Source organism: Paenibacillus sp. 2003 (assembly GCF_031455635.1).
Classification (GTDB): domain Bacteria; phylum Bacillota; class Bacilli; order Paenibacillales; family Paenibacillaceae; genus Paenibacillus; species Paenibacillus amylolyticus_B.
Map to the genome: position 1 here is coordinate 151,486 of NZ_JAVDTB010000006.1, position 25,770 is coordinate 177,255.

The 25,770-nt window shown below is 48.0% G+C and carries 26 protein-coding genes, 1 pseudogene and 1 riboswitch; of the genes and pseudogenes, 6 read left to right on the forward strand and 21 right to left on the reverse strand.

Features of this window, described 5'->3' with window-relative positions; all coding sequences use genetic code 11:
- Positions 1-19 precede the first annotated feature (19 nt).
- From J2X75_RS22355 to serS, 12 genes and pseudogenes are all read right to left on the reverse strand, one after another.
- Positions 20-793 carry a LamB/YcsF family protein gene (locus tag J2X75_RS22355; RefSeq protein WP_310340168.1) on the reverse strand — a complete coding sequence of 258 codons (774 nt, stop codon included), beginning with the start codon at positions 791-793 and terminating at the stop codon, positions 20-22.
- On the reverse strand, positions 790-1,824 hold the full coding sequence (locus J2X75_RS22360; protein ID WP_310340170.1) for a 5-oxoprolinase subunit C family protein: 1,035 nt from the start codon (positions 1,822-1,824) through the stop codon (positions 790-792). The genes J2X75_RS22355 and J2X75_RS22360 overlap by 4 nt, the downstream gene beginning before the upstream one ends.
- Positions 1,821-2,537 (reverse strand): 5-oxoprolinase subunit PxpB, encoded by a 717-nt coding sequence (gene pxpB / locus J2X75_RS22365; protein WP_310340172.1) that lies wholly within the window; start codon positions 2,535-2,537, stop codon positions 1,821-1,823. Before pxpB ends, J2X75_RS22360 begins: the two co-directional genes overlap by 4 nt.
- A gap of 39 nt (positions 2,538-2,576) precedes the next feature.
- Entirely contained in the window at positions 2,577-3,410 is an 834-nt protein-coding gene (locus tag J2X75_RS22370) for a DUF2785 domain-containing protein (RefSeq protein ID WP_310340174.1), read from the reverse strand.
- Positions 3,411-3,413: 3 nt separating this feature from the next.
- Positions 3,414-4,004, reverse strand: a complete 591-nt coding sequence (locus tag J2X75_RS22375; protein ID WP_124117969.1) for a histidine phosphatase family protein — start codon at positions 4,002-4,004, stop codon at positions 3,414-3,416.
- Positions 4,001-4,591, reverse strand: a complete 591-nt coding sequence (locus tag J2X75_RS22380; RefSeq protein ID WP_124117971.1) for a DUF1572 family protein — start codon at positions 4,589-4,591, stop codon at positions 4,001-4,003. Before J2X75_RS22380 ends, J2X75_RS22375 begins: the two co-directional genes overlap by 4 nt.
- A 68-nt stretch (positions 4,592-4,659) precedes the next feature.
- Positions 4,660-4,989, reverse strand: coding sequence for a DUF952 domain-containing protein (locus J2X75_RS22385; RefSeq protein ID WP_091038169.1), 330 nt, complete (start codon positions 4,987-4,989; stop codon positions 4,660-4,662).
- A gap of 51 nt (positions 4,990-5,040) precedes the next feature.
- Entirely contained in the window at positions 5,041-5,598 is a 558-nt protein-coding gene (locus J2X75_RS22390; protein ID WP_310340180.1) for a GNAT family N-acetyltransferase, read from the reverse strand.
- A 28-nt stretch (positions 5,599-5,626) separates the two neighbouring features.
- A complete protein-coding gene (locus J2X75_RS22395) occupies positions 5,627-6,034 on the reverse strand; it encodes a ribosomal maturation YjgA family protein (protein ID WP_310340182.1) in 408 nt (135 codons plus the stop codon).
- 4 nt (positions 6,035-6,038) lie between these two features.
- A pseudogene (locus tag J2X75_RS22400) lies at positions 6,039-6,598 on the reverse strand (GrpB family protein).
- A gap of 353 nt (positions 6,599-6,951) precedes the next feature.
- Positions 6,952-8,058 carry an Ig-like domain-containing protein gene (locus J2X75_RS22405; RefSeq protein WP_310340184.1) on the reverse strand — a complete coding sequence of 369 codons (1,107 nt, stop codon included), beginning with the start codon at positions 8,056-8,058 and terminating at the stop codon, positions 6,952-6,954.
- A 452-nt stretch (positions 8,059-8,510) separates the two neighbouring features.
- The gene (gene serS / locus J2X75_RS22410) at positions 8,511-9,809 is read right to left on the reverse strand and encodes a serine--tRNA ligase (protein ID WP_310340186.1); all 1,299 of its coding nucleotides are present in this window, start codon (positions 9,807-9,809) and stop codon (positions 8,511-8,513) included.
- Between the two features lie 388 nt (positions 9,810-10,197).
- On the opposite strand from serS, the gene J2X75_RS22415 reads away from it, so the two are divergent.
- A complete protein-coding gene (locus J2X75_RS22415) occupies positions 10,198-11,433 on the forward strand; it encodes an MFS transporter (RefSeq protein WP_310340188.1) in 1,236 nt (411 codons plus the stop codon).
- A 427-nt stretch (positions 11,434-11,860) separates the two neighbouring features.
- Here J2X75_RS22415 and J2X75_RS22420 read toward each other — a convergent pair whose 3' ends face one another.
- Together J2X75_RS22420 and J2X75_RS22425 are read right to left on the reverse strand one after the other, a co-directional pair.
- Entirely contained in the window at positions 11,861-12,082 is a 222-nt protein-coding gene (locus tag J2X75_RS22420; protein WP_474200054.1) for a DUF2798 domain-containing protein, read from the reverse strand.
- Between the two features lie 22 nt (positions 12,083-12,104).
- Positions 12,105-13,505 carry a phospholipase D-like domain-containing protein gene (locus J2X75_RS22425; RefSeq protein ID WP_310340193.1) on the reverse strand — a complete coding sequence of 467 codons (1,401 nt, stop codon included), beginning with the start codon at positions 13,503-13,505 and terminating at the stop codon, positions 12,105-12,107.
- A gap of 435 nt (positions 13,506-13,940) precedes the next feature.
- A riboswitch (TPP riboswitch) is annotated at positions 13,941-14,053 on the forward strand.
- Between the two features lie 220 nt (positions 14,054-14,273).
- Between J2X75_RS22425 and J2X75_RS22430 the strand changes: the two genes are divergently transcribed.
- The 5 genes from J2X75_RS22430 (at position 14,274) to J2X75_RS22450 (ending at position 18,449) form a co-directional block, all read left to right on the forward strand.
- Positions 14,274-15,314: an ABC transporter substrate-binding protein gene (locus tag J2X75_RS22430; protein WP_310340197.1), complete on the forward strand. Its 1,041-nt coding sequence runs from the start codon at positions 14,274-14,276 to the stop codon at positions 15,312-15,314.
- 223 nt (positions 15,315-15,537) lie between these two features.
- Positions 15,538-15,828, forward strand: a complete 291-nt coding sequence (locus tag J2X75_RS22435; RefSeq protein ID WP_062322512.1) for an MTH1187 family thiamine-binding protein — start codon at positions 15,538-15,540, stop codon at positions 15,826-15,828.
- The gene (locus J2X75_RS22440) at positions 15,828-16,586 is read left to right on the forward strand and encodes an ABC transporter permease (protein ID WP_124117990.1); all 759 of its coding nucleotides are present in this window, start codon (positions 15,828-15,830) and stop codon (positions 16,584-16,586) included. The genes J2X75_RS22435 and J2X75_RS22440 overlap by 1 nt, the downstream gene beginning before the upstream one ends.
- Before the next feature lie 43 nt (positions 16,587-16,629).
- Positions 16,630-17,538 (forward strand): ABC transporter ATP-binding protein, encoded by a 909-nt coding sequence (locus J2X75_RS22445; RefSeq protein ID WP_310340203.1) that lies wholly within the window; start codon positions 16,630-16,632, stop codon positions 17,536-17,538.
- Between the two features lie 104 nt (positions 17,539-17,642).
- Positions 17,643-18,449, forward strand: coding sequence for a TatD family hydrolase (locus J2X75_RS22450; RefSeq protein WP_310340206.1), 807 nt, complete (start codon positions 17,643-17,645; stop codon positions 18,447-18,449).
- Positions 18,450-18,778: 329 nt separating this feature from the next.
- Here the strand turns inward: J2X75_RS22450 and nfsA are convergent, their stop codons facing one another.
- From nfsA to J2X75_RS22485, 7 genes are all read right to left on the reverse strand, one after another.
- Positions 18,779-19,522, reverse strand: a complete 744-nt coding sequence (nfsA, locus tag J2X75_RS22455; RefSeq protein ID WP_150365299.1) for an oxygen-insensitive NADPH nitroreductase — start codon at positions 19,520-19,522, stop codon at positions 18,779-18,781.
- On the reverse strand, positions 19,515-20,114 hold the full coding sequence (locus tag J2X75_RS22460; protein ID WP_310340212.1) for a TetR family transcriptional regulator: 600 nt from the start codon (positions 20,112-20,114) through the stop codon (positions 19,515-19,517). Before J2X75_RS22460 ends, nfsA begins: the two co-directional genes overlap by 8 nt.
- Before the next feature lie 156 nt (positions 20,115-20,270).
- Entirely contained in the window at positions 20,271-21,431 is a 1,161-nt protein-coding gene (locus J2X75_RS22465) for a YhgE/Pip domain-containing protein (protein WP_310340215.1), read from the reverse strand.
- A 351-nt stretch (positions 21,432-21,782) separates the two neighbouring features.
- Positions 21,783-24,260 carry a heavy metal translocating P-type ATPase gene (locus J2X75_RS22470; RefSeq protein WP_310340456.1) on the reverse strand — a complete coding sequence of 826 codons (2,478 nt, stop codon included), beginning with the start codon at positions 24,258-24,260 and terminating at the stop codon, positions 21,783-21,785.
- 225 nt (positions 24,261-24,485) lie between these two features.
- Positions 24,486-24,686, reverse strand: coding sequence for a copper ion binding protein (locus J2X75_RS22475; RefSeq protein ID WP_017691004.1), 201 nt, complete (start codon positions 24,684-24,686; stop codon positions 24,486-24,488).
- 58 nt (positions 24,687-24,744) lie between these two features.
- On the reverse strand, positions 24,745-25,143 hold the full coding sequence (locus J2X75_RS22480; RefSeq protein ID WP_310340459.1) for a metal-sensitive transcriptional regulator: 399 nt from the start codon (positions 25,141-25,143) through the stop codon (positions 24,745-24,747).
- 123 nt (positions 25,144-25,266) lie between these two features.
- On the reverse strand, positions 25,267-25,755 hold the full coding sequence (locus J2X75_RS22485; protein ID WP_307540366.1) for a GNAT family N-acetyltransferase: 489 nt from the start codon (positions 25,753-25,755) through the stop codon (positions 25,267-25,269).
- Positions 25,756-25,770: the final 15 nt, after the last annotated feature.

Here is a 25,770-nt window from a genome sequence, read left to right on the forward strand (position 1 = left end):
GTTCTGCTGAACATGCGTATCATCCCGTGGTATGCGCAGATAACCTAATGCCTTCCGATTCCAAGACGTGACGAATCTCTTGCGCAAATGCGAGAGCGTTCACTCCGTCACCGTGGATACAGACCGTCTCTGCCTTAATGGGAACCAGCGTATCATCCGTGGATACAACCACGCCGTCTTTCACCATCCGAAGCACTTGAGCAATGGCTTGTCCCGATTCTTCAATGAGGGCTCCAGCTTGACTGCGAGGAGTTAACTGTCCGTACGTCCCATAGGTTCGATCCGCAAACACCTCGCTCACACTGCGCAGACCGATGCGATCCGCAGCGTGAATCAGCTTACTGCCCGCCAGACCATACAAATATAGATCAGGTTGTACTTGATAGATCGCCTCCACAATGGCTTCAGCAAGCTCCGTATCTTCTGCGGCCATATTGTATAAAGCACCGTGCGGTTTGACGTGATGCATTCGCCCTCCACTTACCCGGACAAATGCATCCAGTGCACCGATCTGATACACCACCATGTCATATGCTTCCCGTGGCGTAATCTCCATACGTCTTCTGCCAAACCCTTGCAAATCCGGCAACCCGGGGTGGGCTCCAATTGCAACCTGATGCTCCAATGCCCTCTCCACCGTCAGCCGCATTGTAGCCGGGTCCCCTGCATGAAATCCGCAGGCAATATTGGCTGATGTAATCAAGGGTAGAATGGCTTCGTCCGACAGCGTGCGATATATACCATAACTTTCGCCCAGATCACAATTGATATCCAAGGTTTTCGAGGTATTCATTTAGCGCCCCCCATTTCTGCCATTCTTCTGCTTATCAGCTTATCCATGAGCTGCATATTGATTTCCTGTTCCATATACAACTGTCCGGCTTGATCATGCGTAATTTTCTTAAAAGAAATTCGAGTTCCTGGCCTAGCCTGAGCCAGGATTGGCATATCCACCCGAGCTACCTGTGCAATGACAGGATAACCTCCAATCGTCTGATGGTCCGCCATCAAGATGATGGGCTGACCATCAGGTGGCACCTGCACCGTGCCATAGGTAACGGCTTCAGACAACCGATCCAGGGGCTGATCCAGCTCCAGTCTGGAGCCCTGTAAGCGATAGCCCATCCGATCGGATTGCGAAGAAATCACGTATTTTTCGGCATAGAATTGTCCAAGACTTTCTTGGCTGAACAGCGAACTATCTTTGCTCTCCATCACACGAATAACAGGTTGCCCATAATAGTCAGGTCTTTCACGTTCAGATAAAAGCCACGCAGGCGCCAACATTCGGTGGTCCTGCTCACTCTCCTTTACCTGCTGCTCCATACGCTGCATCCATACTCGCGCTTCGGCAGAAGGTTCACCATTGGATAACAGATCCCCCACGCGCAAGGCTCGCCCATCCACACCGCCAAGATCTGTCTTGAGGTCTGTACTTCGACTGCCCATCACTTCAGGCACAGCTATTCCACCCGCAATCGCCAGATATCCACACAAACCATGACGACATTGACCAAACTTCAGTACACTTCCAGCCCGCACCAGCACAGGACGCCACAAAGGTACAGGCAGATGATCCACCGTTGCCGTCAGATCGGCTCCACATAATGAGACTAGCTGGCTCTCCTGAAATCGAAGCTCCGGCCCCGTCATCGTCATCTCCAGCACTGCCGCATGTCGGGAGTTGCCCACAAGCATATTGGCTGCTCTGGCTGCAAAGGTGTCCATGACCCCGCCAGGATGAATACCATACCGACGATACCCGGTTCTGCCTTCATCCTGAACGGTAGATAACAGACCAGGGCGAATCACTTCGATACTCATCGTTCGCCCTCCTTCCGCTTCAACGCCAGATAGTCCTGCATCGTAATCTGTTCAAATCGAACCCGATCACCTGCTGCCAGCAAACTCGGTACGCTCTCTTCCGGCCGAAACAACCGGAGTGGCGTTCGTCCAATACATTGCCATCCTCCGGGTGTGTCCAATGGATAGATTCCCGTCTGTTTGCCACCAATACCTACTGTGCCAGCCTCAACCCGAAGCCTTGGCGTTGCACGTCTGGGCGTAGCAATCTGTTCAGACAACCCGCCGAGATACGGAAAACCCGGTGCGAATCCTATCATATGTACGAGATAATCCCCGGATGTATGAATCGCAATAACGTCCTCTGCGGTCAGTCCATGTTCACTGGCAACGTAGTCCAGATCAGGCCCCCACTCGCCACCATAACATACGGGAATCGTGACCGTTCTGGGTTTGTCTTGGACGGATTCCTTCATTTGATTCAACTGCTGAAGCAGAATACGGCATAACTCGGGGTACGGGGAGATGAACGGATCATAAAATACTGTAACGGACGTATATGAAGGCACCCATTCGATCATGGCTGACAGAGTGCTTTTTTCCAGCAAAGCACATACAGACATCACTCTGCGCTGCACAGCGTCAGACAATTGATCTCCGCAATCAATGATCACGGCTGCCTCACCCAGCGGAGATAAGATCTCCTCCGTCCATGCATACGTCAATTCGGTCATGCGCCATCTCCCCCTTTATCCACGACGTTTAGCGTATCGTTATTTATCTCTCTCCAGTGCCTGCAGTACCAGTGAACGAACCGCCGGAAACGGCTCATCTTCTTCTGTACGTATCGCAAGATACAGTGTCTGCAAAAACAGACGCACATTCAGTTTCCTATAACTGGTTTCCAGAAGTGATCTGTTCACCGCCTGATCTCCTTGATGAAGAGAATCGATCCACAACGTAATATCCTTTTGCTCCAGCAGATTGCGACGCAGAATGGTAATTACGGCATGCGCTATTCGCTGATCTTCATCATGGATGTAAACCACACTTGATTCCGTTATTTTTACAGCGAGTGCATGCAGAAGTTCCAGCAGATCCGTTCGCTCCAGATAAGGCGATTGTGCCAAGTCTTCAACCGCATCCGCCGCGTGTGCAGGGGCATGCGCCCAGCCCTTATTATCGGCGTAGCCGCGAACATCTTTTTCACGTTTCAGATATGTAGTCAACCGATGATGAATCCCTGCGATATCCTCTTTGTCCAGGAAAGGTCGCTGACGATCCACATTCAGAATTGGAGGCAGTAACAATACGGAGAACGTCCGCGTAAACACACTATCCGTTCCCTGCTCTCCGATCCCATAGAACAGGTGCTGATCGTCCAGCGCCAACTGTAATACATGCCTTAGCTGATCTTCCGAAAATACACCCTGTCCAATCCAGGTTGCAAACGTAACATAGATCAATTCATCCCGCAGGACAGGGTCAGTACTACCAATATGCTTCATCATATGCAGTGTCAATTCGTAAGGCTGTTCCTCGTGATCAATGGAATGATTAGACGACTGAATATGCTGTAATTTTTGTTTTAACGTCAGAGCATCCATCTATTAAGACTCCCTGGACGAATCCAAATGCACGCTGCAATTGTACAGTTCGCATTGCCACGCATTCTCATTCTTGGCGATCCGGGTAATGGATGTGTTGGACAGTTTCACGCTGATATCCAGTTCAGGCACCAGACCTCTCAGTGTATTCCGCAGAACGGCCCCGTGACTGACAACGATCACTCTTCCATCAGGGTGCTGCTGTACAATATCCTCAAGCACCGCACTGCCTCGAACAGTCCCTGCATCTGCAAGCTCCCGTCCCAGATCCAGGGTACTCCAATCCGCTCCCCACTTGGCTATACGTTCCTCTTCCGTCGTTCCTTCGACCTGTCCTCCGCCCATCTCGCGAAGTCTAGGGTCCAGATGAACCTCCTGAATGCCCAAGCGATCACCAATGATGCGAGCCGTCTCACTTGCGCGCTCCAAGTCACTTGCATAGATGGCATCCCAGGATTCTTCGGCTAGTCGCGCAGCAAGTAAAACCGCCTGTTCCCTTCCTTCCTGATCCAGCGGATTATCCGTCTGTCCCTGCGAACGTTTTTCCTTATTCCACGCTGTACTTCCATGGCGAATCAATGCAATTTGAGTCATTGTTGTTCCTCACCTTTTTCTATATGAAGTTCATCTTCTGTAAAATGTTTGCGTGCCTTCGGCTTGGCAAATTTGTCGCCATTATATTGAGCAGACCCGTTTCTCGGAATCGAGAGACTGTCCCAAGCTGTTTCTTTAAGCATTTTCGCGGCAAATACAATCTGCCCGACATGGTACGGATAATGCGCCAATTGCCGAATAATTGCCTCCATGATGGTGTGTCCTTCATTGCGAATGTATATGATATGAGACAATTGTTCCGGGGTAAACGAACGAATGGCTTCGAGTAGGCATGTCCAGCCTTCTTCCCATTTAGCGAGCAACTCTTCCCGGGATGTAATATCATTCACGAATTCAGCATCTCGTTCACGCCAGGGTTTCTCACCATCTGTTGTCAGTACATCCGTCCAACGGGACAGCATATTGCCCCATAGATGTTTTACGATAACCGCAATGCTGTTCGCGTCTTCATTCCAGGATTGAAACAATTGCTCGGACTCCAGTTGTGCCATGGCTTTTTCCCCGAGCTGCTTGTAATACAGAAATTGCTTCTCCGCTGTCTCCAGAAAAACCTGATTCATATCCATCCGTTAACCACCCTTCGGAAAAGTATGTTGTCCCCTGATCACGTCCAAACAGAAGAGTCACATGTTATTTATTCAGGAAATGAGAATGTGCCGTCTGCATTCGGTTCAAATGGAATGACTTTGCGAACCGCATCCAGATTGAGTTCTCCATAGATATGTGGAAATAGTTCATTCAATTCGTAGAGATCCTCATATACCAGCTCCGGCTTCAACGCCTTCTCATCAATACTAAGTAATAACAGATCCGTGCGGCCTGCATAATATTGCCCGGCTACCCATGGGATCTGTTCCTTGGTGGAACAATGAATGAATCCGTCTGTCTCCAGGCTATCTGGTGCATACTCACTCCCTTTTGACACTTGCTCCCACAACGAACGGGAAATAATACTATAGATCATGGTTCCGCCTCCTTCAATTTCTGCGATGCACCCTATGTGGCATTGGAAGTATTATAGATCATCCCGGATACGGGAGTACAATTTTTGATCCGTAAATACACCTTTGATCTTCAACTGTTTGCGTAACAAACCTTCGTACGACATGCCCAGCTTCTCCATTACGCGTGCAGAGCCTATGTTGCCTGCATTACATTTCCCATCGAACCGATTGCAGTCCAATTCCCGAAAGCAATAATCCACGATGGGTTGCATCGCTTCTGCTGCAAGACCCTTACCCCAGTGACTGCTGGCTATCGCGTACCCTAGTTCAGCACTCTGCATGGGTTCGTTGAGATGAAAGATGCCCCCTCTCCCGATCAAGGTTCCTGTTTCCTTCAAGACAAAAGCCCAGATATGTACCATTTTCCGTTCATAATTATCCAGTACCCGCTGAATATATTGAATTGAATCCTCCACCGTCTCATGACAGTTCCACAAGCTTTGCTGACTCACTCGCGGATCAGAGGCAAATGCATAATATTCATCGAGATCATCCATCGCAAGGCGTCTCAGCTTTAACCGCTGTGTTTCAAATTCCGGTGATTCGGCAAAAAGTTTTTCTACATTCATTCAGCACACCTCCATGATTCACTTGAGTTCATGATCCAGCCATCTTATTTCTCAGGAAATAACGATCTATCATAACCATGCACAGAATACCGACCGTATACCGAATCAGATCGATTACCAGAAAACCATGTCCCAAAATAAGAGCACCCCATACGGTTGAGCGTATCTCAATCAGCCAAGGCGTCTGAATCAACTGCGAGAACTCAATCATCCAGCTGAATACACAGCTCAAACACATCGCCCACACCAAGCTGCGATGAGGCCACACCATGCGTACTCCGAAATAAATCATGCCCGCCCAACATGCATCCCCGAAATGTTCATGCACCCAACCCGGCAATCGTTCACCAAAGTGTCTGGATGCGAGTCCTGCCGCCATAGTCATCATGACTGCGAAGAAATAGATCAGCCTGTCTCTGATAAGTACGCTTTTCAATCAATCACACGCCTTCATCAAGCACTTGTAAAATAAATTGCGTTTTGGCAGCGGTATACGATTCCCTATCTTCTTTATTCTCATCAGCAAGCTTCGCCTTCAGGACGGCGTAAGCTTCCACCAGATCTGGGCGTTTTCTCAGCACATCCCGAAACCGAATTTGACGATCCCAGCGTTCTTCTCCCGGGCGCATTAGATGAAGGTGCACAGCTCTCTTGCCATCCTTAACTCTGACCCAGAATCGTCTGTACTCCCGTCCATCCAGTTCAGGCGGAACGTAATTCCAGCCCACCGGATTCAGCTGATCGGCAATCAGATCCATATCCTCATATCCTCCCATGACTGTACCTCTGCCATCAGATCAATAATGGGTTTGGCGGGTAATCCGGGAATGGATGTGCTTCCGATATGTTCGAATTGATGGATATTAAACTGCTGTAGAAGACGTTTGAGTTGCCGGATTTCTTCCTGAGCCTGCGCATCCCAGTTGGGGTTGGCTGGAGCAATCTCTACCGCCTCTGTCGCCCAGGCAGGCCAGTTCTCTGGTTGCATTGGATCTGTCATTAACATGCTCCCTCCTTGATCTCGCGATATAAATTGAACTAAAGAATATTTACACTGCACACTCCGATGACAGAACAACCTTCCGATCGCTGTTATCCCCAGATTTTTTTGATTCCTTTTATAAAGGGGAAATCCGGGGATAAAGGCGAACGCTCCGCTTCTTTAGGTCCCTTCTGTCCTCTACGTTTTGTGTAAATGTTTAGTTCAATTTATATTGATTTCTATATATCCAAAAAGGAGCGTATGTCTACGCCCCTAATTGTCTGATACCCTTGATCATATAATGCTATTTAACGTGATGATGTACTGAATTTATGTTTGGATTTATGCAAAGCGCTTCATTATATGAAGATTTATTTTACCGTAACAGGGATCGTCACTTTTTTGTTGCCCCACTTGGCCGTGATAGACGTTTTACCTTTGCCTACAGCCACGATCTTGCCATTTGTTACTGTCGCTACGCCCGGCTTTGTGCTGCTCCACACCGCACTGTTGGTCACGACAGTGGTCTTGCCCGTATCATACTGGGCCATCACACTCAGTGTTGTACTTCCCTGTGGGGACAAAACCAGTTTTTTCTGACCAGTAATCAACTTTTTGAGCAAAGGTACAACGGTAACCTCTGCCTTTATTGTCTGATTTTGATAAGTTCCTGTCAAGGTTGCTTGTCCCTCGGTCAGCGTCTTAACGGTTCCATTTTTCACGACAGCTACATTTGTATTGGAAGAAGTCCATACGATTTGTTTCGATAGGTTGATCGTTTTGCCATTCGCGTAGGTGCCGATAACCTTCAACGCTTTGGACTTCTTGATGTTCAGCTGCATTGTGGCAGGAGTGACCTCAACTTTAGTAATCTCATCCGTCACGGCAACAGGAACTTTTACAATCGTTGTTCCGTACTTACCTTGCAGCAAAACTCTGCCGGGTGTAACGCCTTTGATTTTACCGTTTTCCAGCACAGCCGAAGAAGTGGATACGGACCACACAATCTCAGACGTCACATCCTCTTCCTTACCATTCGCACGGGTGATGCTTACTTTCGGAAGGGTGCTTTCACTGCCTTTAACAAAACTGTAGGATTTCGGTGTAGCTTTGATGCTTTTGATCTTCTCCTGCACTTGGACAACCAACTGGGCTTTTGCCCCATCTACCTCTGCAAAAATCGTTGCTTCGCCTGCGGCCACAGCCTTGACTTTGCCTTTCACCATCGTCGCAACCGCTGCATTACTGGTGGACCAAGTCACACCTTCGGTAACATCCTGTTTGTTATCAAAACCTTCTACAGTTGCCATCACCTGAAGCGCAGCTGTTTCGGAAACACTCATCTTCTGCGGGCTGCTATTGGTTATTTCAATCGATTTCACGTCACCAGTAGCCGCCAAGGCCAACGAAGGGACCAGTACGGTTAATGCCATAATTAGAGCAAGTGTGCCTCGAAGCGCCAATTTGATTCTACTCATTTCTATCTCCATCTCCCATAATCCAATATTTTACTTCTATTATATTATATCGGATACGAATTGCATAAAGTTGAATAACATAAGTGGAAGTCTTGGAACAATTCATGAATTTCATTGTATAATATGGGAAGGTCGCGTAATACTGCAGCCCGCAATCGTTTCAAAAAAGCCCTTGAATCTGGACAAATTGAAATCATTAACGAGCGTGAATGGAAGCTGCGTTGACATTTAAGAAATAATTTTATTTACTTACATAAACGAAGAAATTTGTGAACAAAAAAGTAAGCTATACCTTAGGTCCGAGAACTAACCAGATTAGTAAATTTGGCACAAAGTATTAGGGGATTGGTTAATTAAATAGCGTTATCATTTAAAAGGGGATGTCCACCGTCATTTTACAAGACGTATGGAACATCCCCCTCTTCTACTGCCTAAAGCGTTATATAACCTCTCTACTTCACTTCATCCTGCTCTGGCAAAATCAAGCTCTCCGCGCCGCCCATATAGGGCCGCAGGGCTGCCGGAATGTGAATGCTTCCATCCTCCTGCTGATGATTCTCAAGCAACGGAATCAGGATACGCGGTGATGCCACCGCCGTATTATTGAGCGTGTGACAATAGGCCAACTTGCCTTCGGCATCGAGGCAACGAATATTCGAACGGCGAGCCTGAAAATCATGCAGATTCGACGACGAATGGGTTTCTCCATATGCACCGCGGCTCGGCATCCAGGTCTCGATGTCATACTGTTTGTACGTTTTCTGCGACATATCCCCAGTACATACGGCGACAACACGATACGGCAGTTCCAGTATTTGCAGCAATTCCTCAGCGTGTCCCGTAATCTCTTGCAACATACGCTCCGATTCTTCCGCATCAGGAGCACAGAGAATGACCTGCTCAACTTTGGCAAATTGGTGCACACGATACAATCCGCGTACATCCCGTCCGCCGGAGCCAACCTCACTGCGGAAACACGTCGATACCGCGGCCAGCTTCACAGGCTCTTGAACATCGACAATCTCATCCGCATAATACGAGACCAGCGGCACTTCAGAAGTTCCCACCAGCCACTTGTTCTCCCCTTCGAGTTCATAGACCTGATCTCGACCGGTTGGGAAGAATCCGGTGTTTACCAGGGCATCCTCCCTGACCATCAGCGGTACCTCCATCGGTGTAAACCCGTGCTTCAGCAGCAGATCCAGCGCAAGTTGCTGTACTGCCCGATGCAATAACAGGCCAGCGCCTTTTAATACATAGCTTCGCGTACCGCCAATCTTAACTCCACGAGGAATATCGATCAGATCATGCAACTCCCCAAGTTCCACGTGATCTTTGGTGTTATACTCGAACGTTGGCACCTCTCCCACACGTCGCAGCTCCACATTATCCGCATCCGACGTGCCTTTCGGGGTATCTGGGGATACGATATTGGGTACCAGCCATTGCAGCTTGGTTACTTCCTCCTGCACAGGGGCAAGCTTCGCTTCCACGTATTCCAACTGTTCATTGAGCTGTTTCACCTGAACCCGCAAACCCTCGGCCTCTTCCCGATTCCCGGCTTGCATGAGTCTGCCAATATCAGCAGATAACGTATTTCGCAATCTGCGACCTTCTTCCAATTCCTGCAAAAGTGTCCTGCGTTCCTCATCCCGCTCCAACAATGCGCGAATGTTGATCTTGATTTTTTTCCCGTCTGCTGCGGCCTGAACCTCTTCTGCATGTGCCCGAATCCATTTCATTTCCAACATGGTCACCGTCTCCTTTGGCTGTAAAAATACAAAAAGCGCCCTCATCCCTTGGGACGAGGAGCGCTCTGCTCGCGGTGCCACCCAACTTGCTGAATCAGGATATCCTGCTTCCAGCCTCTTGGTCCGCGATAACGGGCGGTTCCGGTTAACTTGGGGAAATATCGCTCCCCTGGCGAAAACGCCTCCGAGTTGGATGCTCTTCAACGGCATGGTCCGATCTGTAATTGTTGTGTCTCAGTATATACGAACGCCGGACCAAATTGCAACCTTTTGTATCGATCAGGAATTCATGGCACAACTTGACATGTCCTGTTATGATAGACGTTGTCTTCAAGATTGCGCTTTATTGTGATCCTCAATTTATGTTTATAAGTAGAAGGAGTTCTTTATGAAAAAATTACTTTGGATCGGATGTCTGTCCTATTTCCTGATTGGACTTGCCCACGTTGTGCTCGGTTCCATTCTACCGGTTGCACTTGAACATTACGGCAAAGATTATAGCCAAGGCGGAACGCTGATCTTTGCTCAATTTGCCGGATTCCTGGGCGGTGTATTGTTATCTCCATGGCTGAACCGACGCTTTGGTAAACGGGGAGGTCTGTTAATCGCCACAGCATTGCTCTGTATTGCAGAATTATCTTACATGCTGTTGCCACCATGGGGCTGGATGTTCGTCATTGCACCCGCTGCCGGCTTCGGATTCGGAATGGTTGAAGCTGTTATTGGCACCATTATCATCGCTGCAATCAAAGACAATACGGCCGTTGCCATGAGTCGACTGGAAGTGTTATTTGGGATCGGAGCGATGGTCATGCCGCTAATAGCTAGCGGTCTGATTGCTGCTGGATACTGGCGTTTGTCCTTTCTCGTTGTTGCGATCTGTGCAGCGCTGACCTTTGTTTTCTGGGCAAAAGGATCATTTGGTGAACTCGATAAGGTTCTGGAGCGACGTAGTTCTAATAACGGTTTAGTACATGCCCATACTGCCGGGACATCAGGTGAGATGCATCCCGTAGCTGCCACTACACCCGGTCCAGCCTATCGGGGCCGTAACAGGACTCTTTTGGTATTATTCGTCCTGTTCTTCTTCCTCTATGTTGGAACAGAGATGAGTCTTGCTAACTTCATGCCAGCGATTCTAATTGAGAAAATGAACATGAAGGAAGCCGGAGCAGCGCTTAGTGTCACCTGTTTCTGGATTGCCATGTCCGTGGGACGACTCTTCGCCGGGTATATCGCAGAGAAATTCCAATACCGCGTCTATGTCCTGTACAGTTGTCTCGCATCTGTTCTCTTGTTAATGGTATTTCCATTTACAGACCAAATCTGGTCTGCATTTCTCATCATCTTGTTGCTTGGACTGGCCATGTCAGGCATTTTCTCCATTGCCCTTGTCTTCGCGAGTAAACTGCTGCCCGGAACAGAAGAATCCACACCTAGCATTTTGATTGCCTCAGGTGGGGTTGGCGGTGCCATTCTTCCTTTGACCACGGGATGGAGTCTTGATCATCTGGCGGTTAATCAATCTGCATGGATGCTTGCCATCTTTGCGGTTGGCCTGTTTGTCATTAGTGTAATCACGTATCAATGGCAGAACAAACCTATAGCCAATTCTGCGACTTAACAGTTCTGTGTCGATCCAGTCCTGAGTATTAGAAATACCTATTATTGAGATTGAGATTGAAATGTCTACTGTCATGACCTGACGGTGGACATTTTTTTGTAGCGTTACTCTGTTCTAACGAACCTAGCACACGCTATTTATCTCCATTTCAGGATATTTGAAATCTAACGAATTCTAGAGACGTTATTATAGATAATTAGCTTCAATTAAATGCCTCGTTGGAGGTTTTTTGCATAATAACGCCGCTGAGATTCGTTAGATTTTTTATTCACTAAAAACTGGCCTAATAAGGTGTTCTTGATTCGTTAGCGCTGTAATCATGGTGAAAAGTATCCTATCTTTGCCTCAGATCACCTTTCATTACAGATGAGAATACGATCTATTCCTTTGCACAAGATTGCCCAGGAAATACTTATGGCCATCTGAATCACACACTTTTGTTAACGACAGGCATTACAGGCCCGTTATCCTTGATGAATTTACCAAATACATATCGCACGAGTGGACCCAGAATGATTAACTGATATGGAAGCGCCAGGCTGAAGTTACGAGCGATTGTATGGAGATACGTACGGAGTACGGATGACCCACTTAATTGATCAGCGAGATATGCCGAGATCATTCCATACATGGACATGATCAGAACCATGCCAAGATTGTGGGTTCTTTTACTACAACATAAATCTCCAGAGAAAAGACAGTTTGGATAAAGCTGTGATTGCCATTCGTTTGAAAACAGAGCCTTTCTGATTCGTAGATTCTGCTGGGTAGTCACCTTTATTCACACGCGTACTATGTGCACGTTTGATATCCATTGCCTCTGTTAGTTGGTCGGCGAATGCAGAACCGGAAATGACCACAGCAGATTCGGTATTTAGAAAGGCAGATCTGGGATCAAGATTATACGAACCAACCATGCTGAGGTAATCATCCATGACAAATGATTTGCCGTGTATGGAATACGGGCCTTCGTATTCATAAATGGCCAGACTGGTATCAAGTAACCGCTTCTTAGAGCTTAAGTATCCCGCGAAAGCCAAAGGGTTAGGGGTCTGCTGGATTGAATTGGTTAGCATGACCCATTCTGTTTCTGGATTCATCGACAGATGCACGGCTTTCATCATTTTCTTGGTAGGAATGGCATATGGCGTCTGAAGGTACACTTTCGACTTTGCTTGATTGGCGAAATGAACAAATGCTCTCCACATGATCGGTTCTTTATACAGCCTTTTGATTGGATTGTGAATGAAAGTGACGTGGTCGGAATGAAGAGTTTCTTGAGCCCATTCCTTCGGCAACACTTTAACAAAAGGATCGCTCTGAGCCTGAGCTTTTTTATATAACTGAGCCAGCTGAGACAGCTCTTTTAACCCCTTTGCATGATGCTGACGTTTTGTATGTTTTTCTGGTTTGGTGAATGGATGGCTCCATAACCGATCTATATATTTTTTCATTTCAACAACCGTGCTGTTTGTATTATGATTTGGATTGTAAACAAGGACATCCCGATCGAATACATAGTCTTTTGGGGGTTGCAATGCCATGTATTTATCACCAATATTTTGGCCGCCAATAATGCCATATGTGTTGTCGACAAGAAGGATCTTGTCATGCAGACGGTTATGCCATGTCCATGGCATAAATATGTGGAGTGGTTCATAATATCTTAATTCCACATTGGGGTGAGCTGCAATGGCATCTGGAATATCACGCAATTCTCCACGCATGCTGTGAAAAATCCCGTCTAAAATGATTCGAACATGAACACCCCGATCAGCTGCATCGAATAAAGCAGCAAAAAAGAGTTGAGATGTTTTTCCTTTTTGGATGGAGTAATAAGCCACGTCGATGCTTGTTTTCGCCTCTCGAATGGTCTGGATTCTCACCTGACCGGATTGAAAGCCGTCCTCCAAGAGCAATACGCGATCTGTTGTGCTTCCTTCTGTTATCGATTTTTGCATATCCGTATTTTCAATAGTAGATGGAGACGGAACCAAAAATAAAAGGTAAGCTGTGAAAAAAACGTAGATACAATAGGACAGAATAATTGCGAATATGATTTTAAGGATCATTCAGTACGCCCCCATTTTTATGTAAAAAGTAATTATTTGTATAGCAGTACTATCTCCTTTTGTATCTAAATTATGTTGTTTAAATGAATCAAGCGCCCCCGGTCAAGGTCAAACGAGCAAAAGCTGATCACTGAAATAGGGAAAGCAACCCTTATGCGACGAGATATCAAACATCGGATTTGATCTAAGTATTTGTTGGGAGCCTTCCGGATCTTCAGCACTTAGGCTATGACCCACTATCCGGTGCTTTTACACTCACCCAGATTTCCTTATAGGATTCGCCACGATAATTATTGAAAATAACACATCTAAACAGGCTGATATACATATGTATAACGGCCTGTTTGATAAGTTCATACGTGTCCCCATCCAGTTCCTGACTGGACACGTTCCACCCGCTGGCCTATAATTACACCTAGTAATGCCCGTAACTTCATAGTTTCCCAGGGGAGTCGGAATTGGCCGGCTGAGAGTGTATCCCACCAAGATACTAACCCTTAGACCTGATCTGGATCATGCCAGCGTAGGAATCGGAGTATATCGAAATGGCACAGCCCTATGCTGAACGCCACCTCTCTAACGCCTGCACGCGTCCCGGATTACGGGACGCTTTTTTAATGTTCTTTTATATAGCCAGAGAGCTAAAAAAAGTGACGTTATCCAGATCTCAACTGGTATAAATCTGTCGATTTATGCAAGATGATTGGATATGAAGCCAAGGAGTACCCCGTGCCAATCGGCCGGACATACCGAAGGAGAGAACCACAGATGAAATGGCGTAAAACGATGGGATTGTTGCTCTTATGCGTGCTTATGGTGACTGTAGCCGCATGTGGTGGCAAAGAAGCTGCCCCAGCTGGGCAGAACGGCAACACAAATACGGAAAGCAGCAACAAAGGTGACACTGCCGCCCTGAAAGATATTAAAGTGGTGCTCGACTGGACACCAAATACGAATCATACCGGCCTGTATGCGGCTGTGGATCAAGGTTTTTATAAGGCCGAAGGCTTGAACGTGGAGATTGTTCAGCCAGGTGCCGGCGGCGCAGATACGATGGTTGCCTCGAATGAAGTGCCTTTTGGTGTAAGTTATCAGGAGAGTGTAACTCAAGCCCGCACACAGGGTGTTCCATTGGTCTCCATCGCAGCAGTTATTCAGCATAATACATCTGGTTTCGCTGCTCCGGCGGATCGGAATATCAAGTCACCGAAAGATTTTGAAGGTAAAACCTATGGCGGTTGGGGTTCCCCAGTCGAAGAAGCCGTGATGCAATCCATTATGGAAGGCGACGGAGCCGATGTATCGAAAGTGAAAAACATTAATATGGGTGACGCCGACTTTTTCACCGCAGTAAAACGGGACATTGATTTTGCATGGATTTTCTACGCCTGGACGGGTATTGAAGCCGAACTGCGCGGGGAACCCATCGACATGTTGTATGTGAAGGATTATTCAGATGCATTGGATTACTACACGCCTGTCCTCGTGACAAACGAGCAGACGATTCAGAACGACCCTGAGTTGGTGAAAGCATTCCTGAAAGCCACTTCAGAAGGATATCAATACGCAATTGATCATCCCGAAGACGCAGCGAATATTCTGATCAAGGCCGTCCCGGATCTGGATAAAGACTTGGTACTGGCAAGCCAGAAATGGCTTAGTCCAAAGTACACGGATGACGCCCCGCGCTGGGGAGAACAAAAACAGGAAGTGTGGCAGAACTACACCGACTGGATGTTTAGCAAAAAACTGCTGGATGAACAGATCGATGTGAGCAAGGCATACACAAACGAGTTTTTACCCCAATAAAATTTCTCATATAAAACGAACTTAATATTTACACGAGGACGGAGAGGACAGAAATAACGTGAAAAAGCGAAGCGGTCGCCTTTATCACCGGATTTTCCCTTAGAGAAAGGGAATCAAAAAAATCTGGGGATAACAGCGATTGGAAGGTTATTCTGTCATCGAAGTGGCAAGTGTAACAGTCATTGGTTCATTTTATATATCACGAAAGGAGCCGTGATCTCACATGGCAAGCACATTGCTTAGCATTCAAGTTATTCCGAAAACGCCAAATGGCGAGAACTCTTATCCTTACGTAGATCGCGCCATTGAAGTTATTCAGCAATCCGGCCTGAAATATCAGGTGAACCCGCTCGACACCACGATGGAGGGGGAACTGGAGGAACTGCTGGAGGTTGTCCGTAAAATGCACGAGGTACTCGTGGAGGCTGGCAGTCCAAGCATCATCTCCCAGATCAAAATCGCCCATAGCCCTAATGGCTTAAGCATGGATACCCTGACGGAGAAGTATCGCTAATGCATACCTATTTCAAAAGTGTATGGCCGCCCATTGTGGCGGTTATTCTCTTTATAGCGATATGGCAGGGAGCCGTCTCCCTCTTCCATATTGAGAAATGGATGCTGCCTGCACCGTCCGATATCGCCCGCGAAGCGGCAACTCAGGCCGAACGGCTTGGCATGCACGCTTCCGCAACCATTCAGTTAACGCTTATCGGATTCGCCGCTGGAACAGCGGTCGGATTACTGATTGCAATGGTGCTGCATTTGGTTCCTTTTCTCAAGTCGGCCCTGTACCCTTTACTTATTCTTAGTCAAAATATCCCAACCATCGCGCTCGCGCCGCTCCTGTTAATCTGGTTCGGATTCGGGCTGTTGCCCAAGCTGATTACCATCATCCTCGTCTGCTTCTTCCCCGTTGCAGTGGCAGCCATGGACGGCTTGACCCGTACAGATGCAGCGATGATGAACTATATGCGCATGGCTGGTGCGAAACGTCATCATATCTTCTGGAAGCTGGAGCTTCCCCATGCGCTGCCATCCGTGTTCTCCGGTGTCAAAATCGCTGCTACCTATAGCGTGATGGGTGCCATCATCGCCGAATGGATTGGCGCAGACAAGGGTATTGGTTATTATATGATGCTGCAAAAGTCGGCTTATCGTACGGACCGCCTATTCGTGGCGATCATGATTATTGTCGCGCTCAGCTTGCTGCTCTTCCTGTTCATTGCCCTTCTGGAGAAGCTGCTCGTGCGCTGGCGGCCACAGAAGCGGTAGTAAAGCATGTAATGTAATCTGTATATTAGGAAGTGATGACCATATGAATCGGCAACAGGACGAACAAGTCCAGCCTGGACGAGGAGCAAGTGTAATGGAGCAAAAGCACGGTGAAAAACTCCACCCAGTTAAGCCTGATCGACCTGCCAACACGACTCCTGCTCCGGTTCCACCTGCACTGGACGTTGTTAATGTTCATGCATCATTCCGTGAACGGCGGAGCAGGTTACCGGTTCTGAACGGCCTGTCCCTGACTGTGGAGCAAGGCGAGTTTGTTGCTATCGTTGGACCTTCTGGCTGTGGCAAAAGCACCCTGTTCCATATCATCGGCGGTCTGCTAAAGCCACAGGAAGGCCAAGTGCTTATGAACGGTCAGAATGTGACGGGACAGCGTGGCAAGATTAGTTATATGCCACAACAGCCAGCCCTTTTCCCATGGCGTACCATTGAAGACAATGTACTGCTTGCTGGAGAAGTAGCTTCAAGTGCTCCCCCTCGGACCGAAGCACTTGCAGAAGCTCGTAAGTGGTTAAGCAGCGTGGGTCTTGCCGGGTTCGAGCAAGCCTATCCTCATATGCTGTCGGGCGGAATGCAGCAGCGTGCTGCATTTTTGCGCGCCCTGCTCAGTCCGCAGGAACTCATGCTGCTGGACGAACCTTTCAGCGCGCTGGATGCACTGACACGTAGCGACATGCAGCGCTGGCTGCTCGATATCTGGGAACAGAACCGCCGCTCGGTGCTGTTCATCACCCATAATATCGAAGAAGCATTGCTGCTAGCTGATCGGGTCTATGTATTATCCAACCGGCCTGCAACGGTGTTGCATGAGGTACATGTTCCTTTTGATCGCCCCAGACGAGAAGAAATTACGGAGGAATCGGCATTCCTTGAACGTAAACGGCAGATTGCACAGTGGATGAGAGAAGAACAGCAGAAAATCCGCCTATCCTAGTAGCGCGGGTTTTTAAGTTATTATTTTCCTTTAATGGTGATCCATCACATGGAATCTGACGTACCATAACTAAACTATATATGAACACAAGGAGGATTTCCCTCATGCATTCTCAAGCTTTCGCTCCATTCATTGATGCTCATATTCACTTGGATCAGTATACCCCTGAAGAACAACGCGAGATGCTGCTATCTTTTCCGTCTCAGCAAGTCGAGGCAGTCATTGCCGTGTCTATGAATCTCGCTTCTGCCCAGGCTAATCTGGAGCTTGCAGATCAACATCCACGTAACATCTATCCAGCCTTCGGTTTCCATCCAGAACAGGAACTGCCTTCCGCTGCAGAGATGGACCTGTTCTTCCAATGGATCGAGAAGCATATGGGACAAGCCACAGCCATCGGAGAAGTTGGCCTTCCCTATTACAATCGTCAGGAAGCGGAGCAGGCAGGACAGCGCTTCGATCAGAGCGGGTATATCAAGCTGCTTGAACGTTTCATCCAACTTGCCAAAAAGCATAACAAACCACTTGTCCTTCATGCGGTATACGATGATGCGGATATTGTCTGTGATCTGCTGGAGCAATATCAGTTCCGACGTGCTCATTTCCATTGGTTCAAAGGTTCTCGCCAAACCGTAAGGCGTATGGCGGACAACGGTTATTTCATTTCCTTCACGCCGGATATTGTGTATGAAGAAGAGATTCGTGAACTCGCCCGGCAATATCCATCAGAACAAGTGATGGCCGAGACCGACGGACCTTGGCCCTTCGAAGGACCGTTTCAGGGACGAATGACACACCCGGCTATGACCAGACAGGTCACCCAGGCATGGAGTGAGATCACTGGCATGGGAACCGAGCGGGCCGCCCGTCTCTTTTATCAGAACACAAAGCGTTTCTATGGCTTAACTTGAGTAATCATTATGTAGAAGCAAGCGCAAAAGCGCACTCGCTTGCCCTCCAGCACAGCACAAAGAAGCCAGTCGGCTTCGCCACCGACTGACTTCTAATTTACCGTATATATCAGTTGAACAAAATTTTTACACAAGAATGTAGAGGACAGAAATAACCTGAGGAAGCAGGGCGTTCGCCTAAAAGCTTTCTGAAAGAAAGCTACATCGGAAGCATCGGCTATCACTAGATTTTCACCTTTACAAAAATTGGATCAATAAATCTGGGGATAACAGCGATCGGAAGGTTGTTCTGTCATCGGAATGGCAAGTGTAACTACCTTCCGTTCAACTTAACGCTTCAAGAATCCTTTGCCTTCCAGGAACGGTCTCACCTGCAAACGTGTCGGCTCAGTCAGACGCTTCGCCATCAGTTCGGACCATGGGGTCGTTCGTTCTCCATTGGTCCTTTCTTTCATGTACGCGGTTGTAGTCTCATCATACTGCTCAACACCTTGGAGGCTCTGCTCGGCATTATACCGATTATGATGCAGAACGGCTTTCAATGGCAGGCGTGGCCGAATTCCCGTTTCCTGATCTGCAACACCAATACACATGCCGTACACCGGATATACGCCCTCAGGTAATCCTAACAGCTCAGCGACTTCTTCAATCCGAGTACGAAGCCCACCGATATATACGATTCCGAAGCCAAGGGATTCGGCTGCAAGAGCGGCATTCTGGGAAGCCAAAGCGGCATCAATCGTGGCTACCATGAAATTCTCGGTCGAATCGGCATACGATTCCTTCTCAGGAAGATGACGTTTCGCAGCATCACTCAGCCGGTACAGATCGGCACACCATACGAGAAACACCGGACATTCATTGACGTAGGCCTGATTGCCTGCCAGTTCAGCCAGCTTGGCTTTTTGCTCCGATTCAGTCACAGCAATCACGGTATAAGCTTGTACACTGCTTGAAGAGGAAGCCATCTGCCCTGCCGATACAATGGCTGCAAGCTGCTCATCACTTACCGGGTCTGGCTTAAATTTTCGTACAGAACGGTGCTTCATCATCAACTCAATGGTTTCATTCATGGCGGTTCACTCCCAATCCTCGAAGTACGAACTCAATTGTCTGCTCCGCGAGCTCGTCTGTATTCATATCTTGATAATCAAAGCCAAATCGCGAATTCTTGGCCCGTTTGTGCGCCAAAGCCACACCCATAACCTGAAGCATTGCATAAGATACGGACTCGATTTGGAATAATCCCTGGTCTTTTCCTTCTTGCAGCAGTTCCCTCACACGTGTCCAGACGGGGTCCAGAAAACGAAATACGGTAGCTGTGCGATGTGTACGCAGTGTAATTTCAAGCTGCACAATATCGCTCATCTCCCGATCTGTCATCGTGAACTTCACAACTTCACCAATAATTCGGCGGATACCTTCCACAGGCGAGGACATGGACTCTTCCGCCAGCGAGTTCATCTTATGATCGGGGAAGAAATGTTCAAATAATGCCTCGAACACCTTTTCTTTGCCGCCAAAATGGTATGAGACCAGTGACACGTTTGCCCCCGCCTCATCACAGATTTGACGAACACTCGTCCCGTCATACCCCTGCTGTGCAAAAAGCTTCTTGGCTGCAAGCAATATCCTCGTTTTGATATCCAACTCCGGTTCCGTCATTCCGTCCCGCTCCCTCTTGTCCGTTCATCTCATTCGCTCCAGCTCAAGGACTGCAGCCAGCGAATCATCTGTCTATTATATTACACCAAGCACCCCGATGAAAATCATCGGGGTGCTTGTCCTATCCTATGATGCAATGGTATACATCTGCTGTATTTAGTTGTTTGCTTGAGCAGGGCTTGGAGCCATAGCTGGCATGCGTTGTTTTTTCAATAACGTCACGACCAGTGACAACGCAACGGCAACCAACAGTACAATCACGATAGAGCCCGCAGCAGACTGAACTCCTGGGCCTCCCAACTGCACGCTCAGAATACCCTGAACGGCGTATGTTGCAGGCAGGTACTGCCCAATGCCGCTATAGAAGCTGTTCAGCAATTCACGCGGTACCATGGCACCGGAAGATACCAGTTGCAAGGACAGTGAGATGATGTTGAACAGACTTCCTGCAGGTCCGAAGCAGATCAGGAAGAACTGGGAGAAGAACATGAACGTGCACAGGAAGAGCGCCTGGAACAACCAGAATGCAACGAATCCTTGTGCAATCTGTCCTCCCAATGCAACGATCAGTGATGATCCCAGCAAGGAAACGACCAATGCAGAAACCACGTTAATGACTACTCGCGCGCCAAACAAAGTCAATCGGGAATAGGTAGATGACAGCATACCCATGGCTGTCTGGAGGTTCATCCCCATGATCATGGCACCTACATAGGAAGCCAGTACCATCATCATTGGCACCATCTGATTATTCATCCCGTTAACCGGGTTGATGGACGTTGTCGTTCCTTCCACTCGGGTAGCCAGGTTCGCAGCAGCTTCAGCAGCCTGATCAGCAGGCGCGCCCGAAGCAGTAAGTACCGTTTGTACCCCTTGCGCTGTAGCTTGTTTGTTAATCGTGTTTGTCACACTTTGTGATACACCTTGCATCATGCTTTTGATCGTAACCGGGTTTGCTTCATTAATGGTGTATTTAATCTCGGCGGTTGAGCCAGCCGTCTGAAGCAATTCGTTAAATCCAGCCGGGATATCCAGCACCATGTGTACTTGGTGATGATTCAACTGATCCAACGCTTCAGCCGCACTTAGATTGGATACGGTATGGAAAGGCAGTGTTCCAGCAAGCGAATCTGCAATTCCTTTGGACATTTCGCCGTCCTCATTCACAATTGCAACCGTCAATTCTTTCGTACGGTCATTTACTCCAGAATATGCGGTCATCCAGATCACGCTAAAGATCACTTGGAACATAAGTGCTGTTACGATCCCTACAATCACTGGCGGTTTTTTAAACAATGTACGTAAAGCCTGTAACATAAAAGGTGTCCTCCATTACTCAAATAGTTCTAATTTGATTTAAACAGTTGTTTGAATCAAACGATCGTTTAAATTTTATGTGAATATGTCCATATTGTCAACTCATTTTTGAAAAATTCAGAAAACGTAAGCTTTATTCATGAATACAATTGATCCATTTTCACAAAAGAGTATTATGCTATCCTTTCTACGTAGAAAAGAACATCTATACCAACGATTCAGGCTTACTTTCTGGCGACTCAACTGTATTTTTCTCAACAAAAAAACCGGTCCGCCGCAGCGAACCGCGTATTTATTCATCCTCACTTCATTGACAATGAGGCGTTGAATATATCTCCAAACAAAGGTCGGTCAGTCATTTCTCTTCAGCTTCATGCGTTGCAGACGTAGGGAATTCAGTACAACCGATACGGAGCTGAACGCCATCGCCGCCCCTGCCAGCCATGGAGCCAGGAAGCCAACTGCCGCAATGGGAATACCAATAACGTTGTATCCGAGTGCCCAGAACAGGTTTTGTTTGATGTTACCCATCGTGCGCCGGCTCATTTCAATCGCATCTGCAATGCTGTTCAGATCACCACGCATCAACGTAATATCTGCCGCTTCCATCGCTACATCCGTTCCTGTTCCGATGGCCATTCCAATATCAGCAGTAGCAAGTGCCGGAGCATCATTAATACCGTCACCTACCATCGCAACTTTCAGACCACTCTCCTGAAGTTTCTTCACTTCCGCAGCTTTACCCTCCGGCAGAACCTCAGCCAGAACTTTACCGATCCCTGCCTGTTCTGCTACAGCGCGAGCTGTTCGCTCATTGTCTCCCGTGATCATGATGACATCAATCCCCATCGCCTGAAGACGCCCAATGGCTTCGCGAGAGGTATCCTTGATGGTGTCAGCCACAGCCACGATCCCTGCCCACTGACCATCCACCGCTACCAGCATCGCTGTACGCCCTTGTTCCTCCAAATGGTTCATCTGCTGAAGGGTTTCCTCAGAGACATTCACCTTTGCATCTGCAAGCAAACGACGCGTGCCGACCAGAATTTCCTGCCCTTTTGCTGAAGCTCGCACGCCGTATCCCGGTATGTTCTCGAACTTTTCTGTTGGGTCCAGCTCCAGGCCCTTTGCACGGATACCCGCAACAATCGCCTCTGCCAGCGGATGCTCGGAACTCTGTTCAGCCGCTCCCACTCGCTCAAGGAGATCGGATTCCGTCCAATTCGGAGCCGTGATAACAACGGTAAGGACCGGTTTACCTTGGGTTACTGTACCTGTTTTGTCCAGCACCACGGTCTGAATCTGTTGTGCCGACTCCAGATGTTCGCCGCCCTTGAACAGAATGCCGTATTCAGCAGCACGTCCTGATCCAGCCATGACAGAGGTCGGCGTTGCCAGCCCCAGTGCACATGGACAGGCAATGACGAGCACAGCAATGGCTTTTTCAAGAGAACCGGCGAAGTCACCCGGACTTGCAAACAGATACCAGATCAAGAATGTCAACGCGGCTATGCCGACAACAATTGGAACAAATATGCCTGAAATGACATCTGCTATCCGCTGGATCGGTGCTTTGGAGCCCTGAGCTTGTTCCACCACTTTGATGATCTGGGACAAAGCCGTGTCCGATCCAACTCGGGTCGCACGCAGTCGTAATACCCCGTTTTTGTTCAGCGTAGCACCTGTAACGGCATCTCCCGGTTTTTTATCCACGGGAAGGCTCTCTCCACTTAACATGGATTCATCTACAGAGGATTGCCCCTCCTCAACGATACCATCTACTGGTATGCTGTCACCCGGCTTCACCAGAATGAGTTCTCCTACCGCAACATATGCAGCAGGAACCATAACTTCCTGTCCATCCCGGATGACACGGGCTTCACGTGGAGCCAGTTCAATCAAGCTTTTGATCGCCTGTGAAGAGCGACCTTTCGCCACAGCCTCGAACCATTTTCCCAGTAGAATTAACGTAATCAGAATTGCACTTGTCTCATAATAGAGTTCTACCGAAGGCATGGCGGCTGTGCCTGTTCCCATTGCACCATGATCCACCGACGCAAAAGGCAAGTACCCACTGGATAACGTCAGATACAGACTGTAGAAAAACGCTGCGCTGGTACCCAGTGCGACAAGAACATCCATATTCGCGCTGCGGTTGCGAAGTGCTTTGTACGCTCCTATATAGAACTGCCACCCAATCACGAACTGTACCGGTGTTGCCAGCAGCAGTTGGAACCAAGGGTTCATGAACAGCTCGGGTACATAGATTCCGGATGTGAACGAGAAATGCCCAACCATTGCCCACAGCAAAGGAATCGATAATAAAGCCGATATCATCCATTTCCACTTTTTGCGTTGCAGCTCACGTTCACGAACCGATGTGGTCTCTTCTTGCGTCAATTGCAGTTCAGCACCATAGCCCATCTGCTTGATCTTGGCAGTAATATCCGAAGGTTTCAATGAGCCCGCGGCATATTCGATATGCCCTGTCTCCAGCGCCAGATTTACATTCGCCTGAGATACCCCGGGTAGTCGGGAAAGACCTTTTTCAATCCGCGCAGAACAGGCAGCACACGTCATACCGGTGATGTTCAGATCAACCGATTCTGATACTGTACCATAGCCAAGCGCCTCTACTTTATCCCGCAACGCATTCACGTTGGTTGTCTTCGGATCATAAGATACGGTTGCCTGTTCGATGGCAAGGTTCACATTGGCCTGATGCACACCTTCCATGCGGGACAATCCCTTCTCCACTCGCGTCGAACATGCAGCACAGGTCATTCCCGTGATGTGCAGTGTTGCCTTCAGCCCAGGTGTTTCTGCCATAGGTGGTATTGGGGTGGGTTCGGATGATCCATCCATTGGTTTATTCGTTGAGTTATCCATCATGTCAGCTCCTTTCATGTCGATTCAATTTTTGTATGTCGCATTCAACATACCCCTTAGGGGTATATATTAGACAGAAAATTAGGCTTAAACCTGACTCTTGGAAAAAGGTGCTTTGACCTCTTTTTCGCCCATGAGCATGTTCGGTTTAAGCCTGTGATCCCTTTAGACTACATCGTATCCCTGATCTTCAATGGCAGCTTTGATCTGATCCACGTTCACCGTCTGCTCATCATATTCCACCGCTACTGTACCCGCTGCAAGATCAACCTTACCACTCGCACCGGTATTCTTCACAGCTTCTTCAACCGACTTCACACAGTGATTGCAAGACATTCCCGTAACGTTCAACGTAACATTAGACATTGTAAATTCCTCCTTGGGGTATATTAAATGATAAATTAAATAGGTGAATTGATTCAGCTTACTTCATTAACTTCCGCATCGTAACCAGCAGTTCATCCACAACCTCATGTTCACCAGCCTGAATACGCTCAACGATACAGCTCTTCATATGGCCTTCAAGCAAAAGTTTGCCTACCGAATTAAGAGCAGACTGAGCCGCCGCAATCTGCGTCAGCACATCATCACAGTACGTATCCTTCTCGATCAATCCCTTGATCCCACGAATCTGACCTTCCACACGGTTCAAACGAGAAACCAGGTTACTCTTCATCTCCTGCGAATGGTGACTCTTGCGCACATGCTTCCCATCACTGCCTTCGGCATGACAGGATGCCACTTCTTGAACTGTAGCCAAAGCTTCCGTTGAATCTGACTTGGAGGATTGCAAAGGTTCCTCGGGATGGCTCTGATGATCCATCATGAACACCCCTTTTCTTTCGTTCTTTTCTAAGAGTAACATACCCCATGGGGGTATTCAAGAGTATTCTGATATTTTGATAAAAATGGATGAATCCTTCCTAATTAAAAAGAGCAGTGCATCTTACAAGGTATATTCCATCCTGCTGCTGCGAACGACCAGACCCATCTGTTCATAGAAAGCCTGTGCGCCAGAGTTAAAAGTCGACACGGATAATTCCACGCTGTCTGCCTGAAGCTCTCTCCCTAGCTCGATGAATGCTTGTAGTAACTGTTTGCCTGTTCCTTGGCCCCGATGCTTGGTATCCACTACAAGTTCATGGATGTACAACATCTTGCGATCCACCATCAATGGGTTATCTTGAATAGCACTCAACTGCGCACTCCCGTAACCCAGAATCAAGCCCGTTTCTAAAGATTCGGCAACATACAGGTAACGCTTGTCCGTTTCCAGCAGTTCGGTGAACTCCTTTTCCTCCATTCTGGTCTCTAACACTCTGTATAGATCGGGCCGCGCCTCGACATGCATCTGGTGAAGCTCATCCATCAACAATGACACGCCAGAGTAGTCCCTCATTTCTGCCTTTCTGATTTTAATCTTACCCGTACTCATCCTCATCACTCTTTC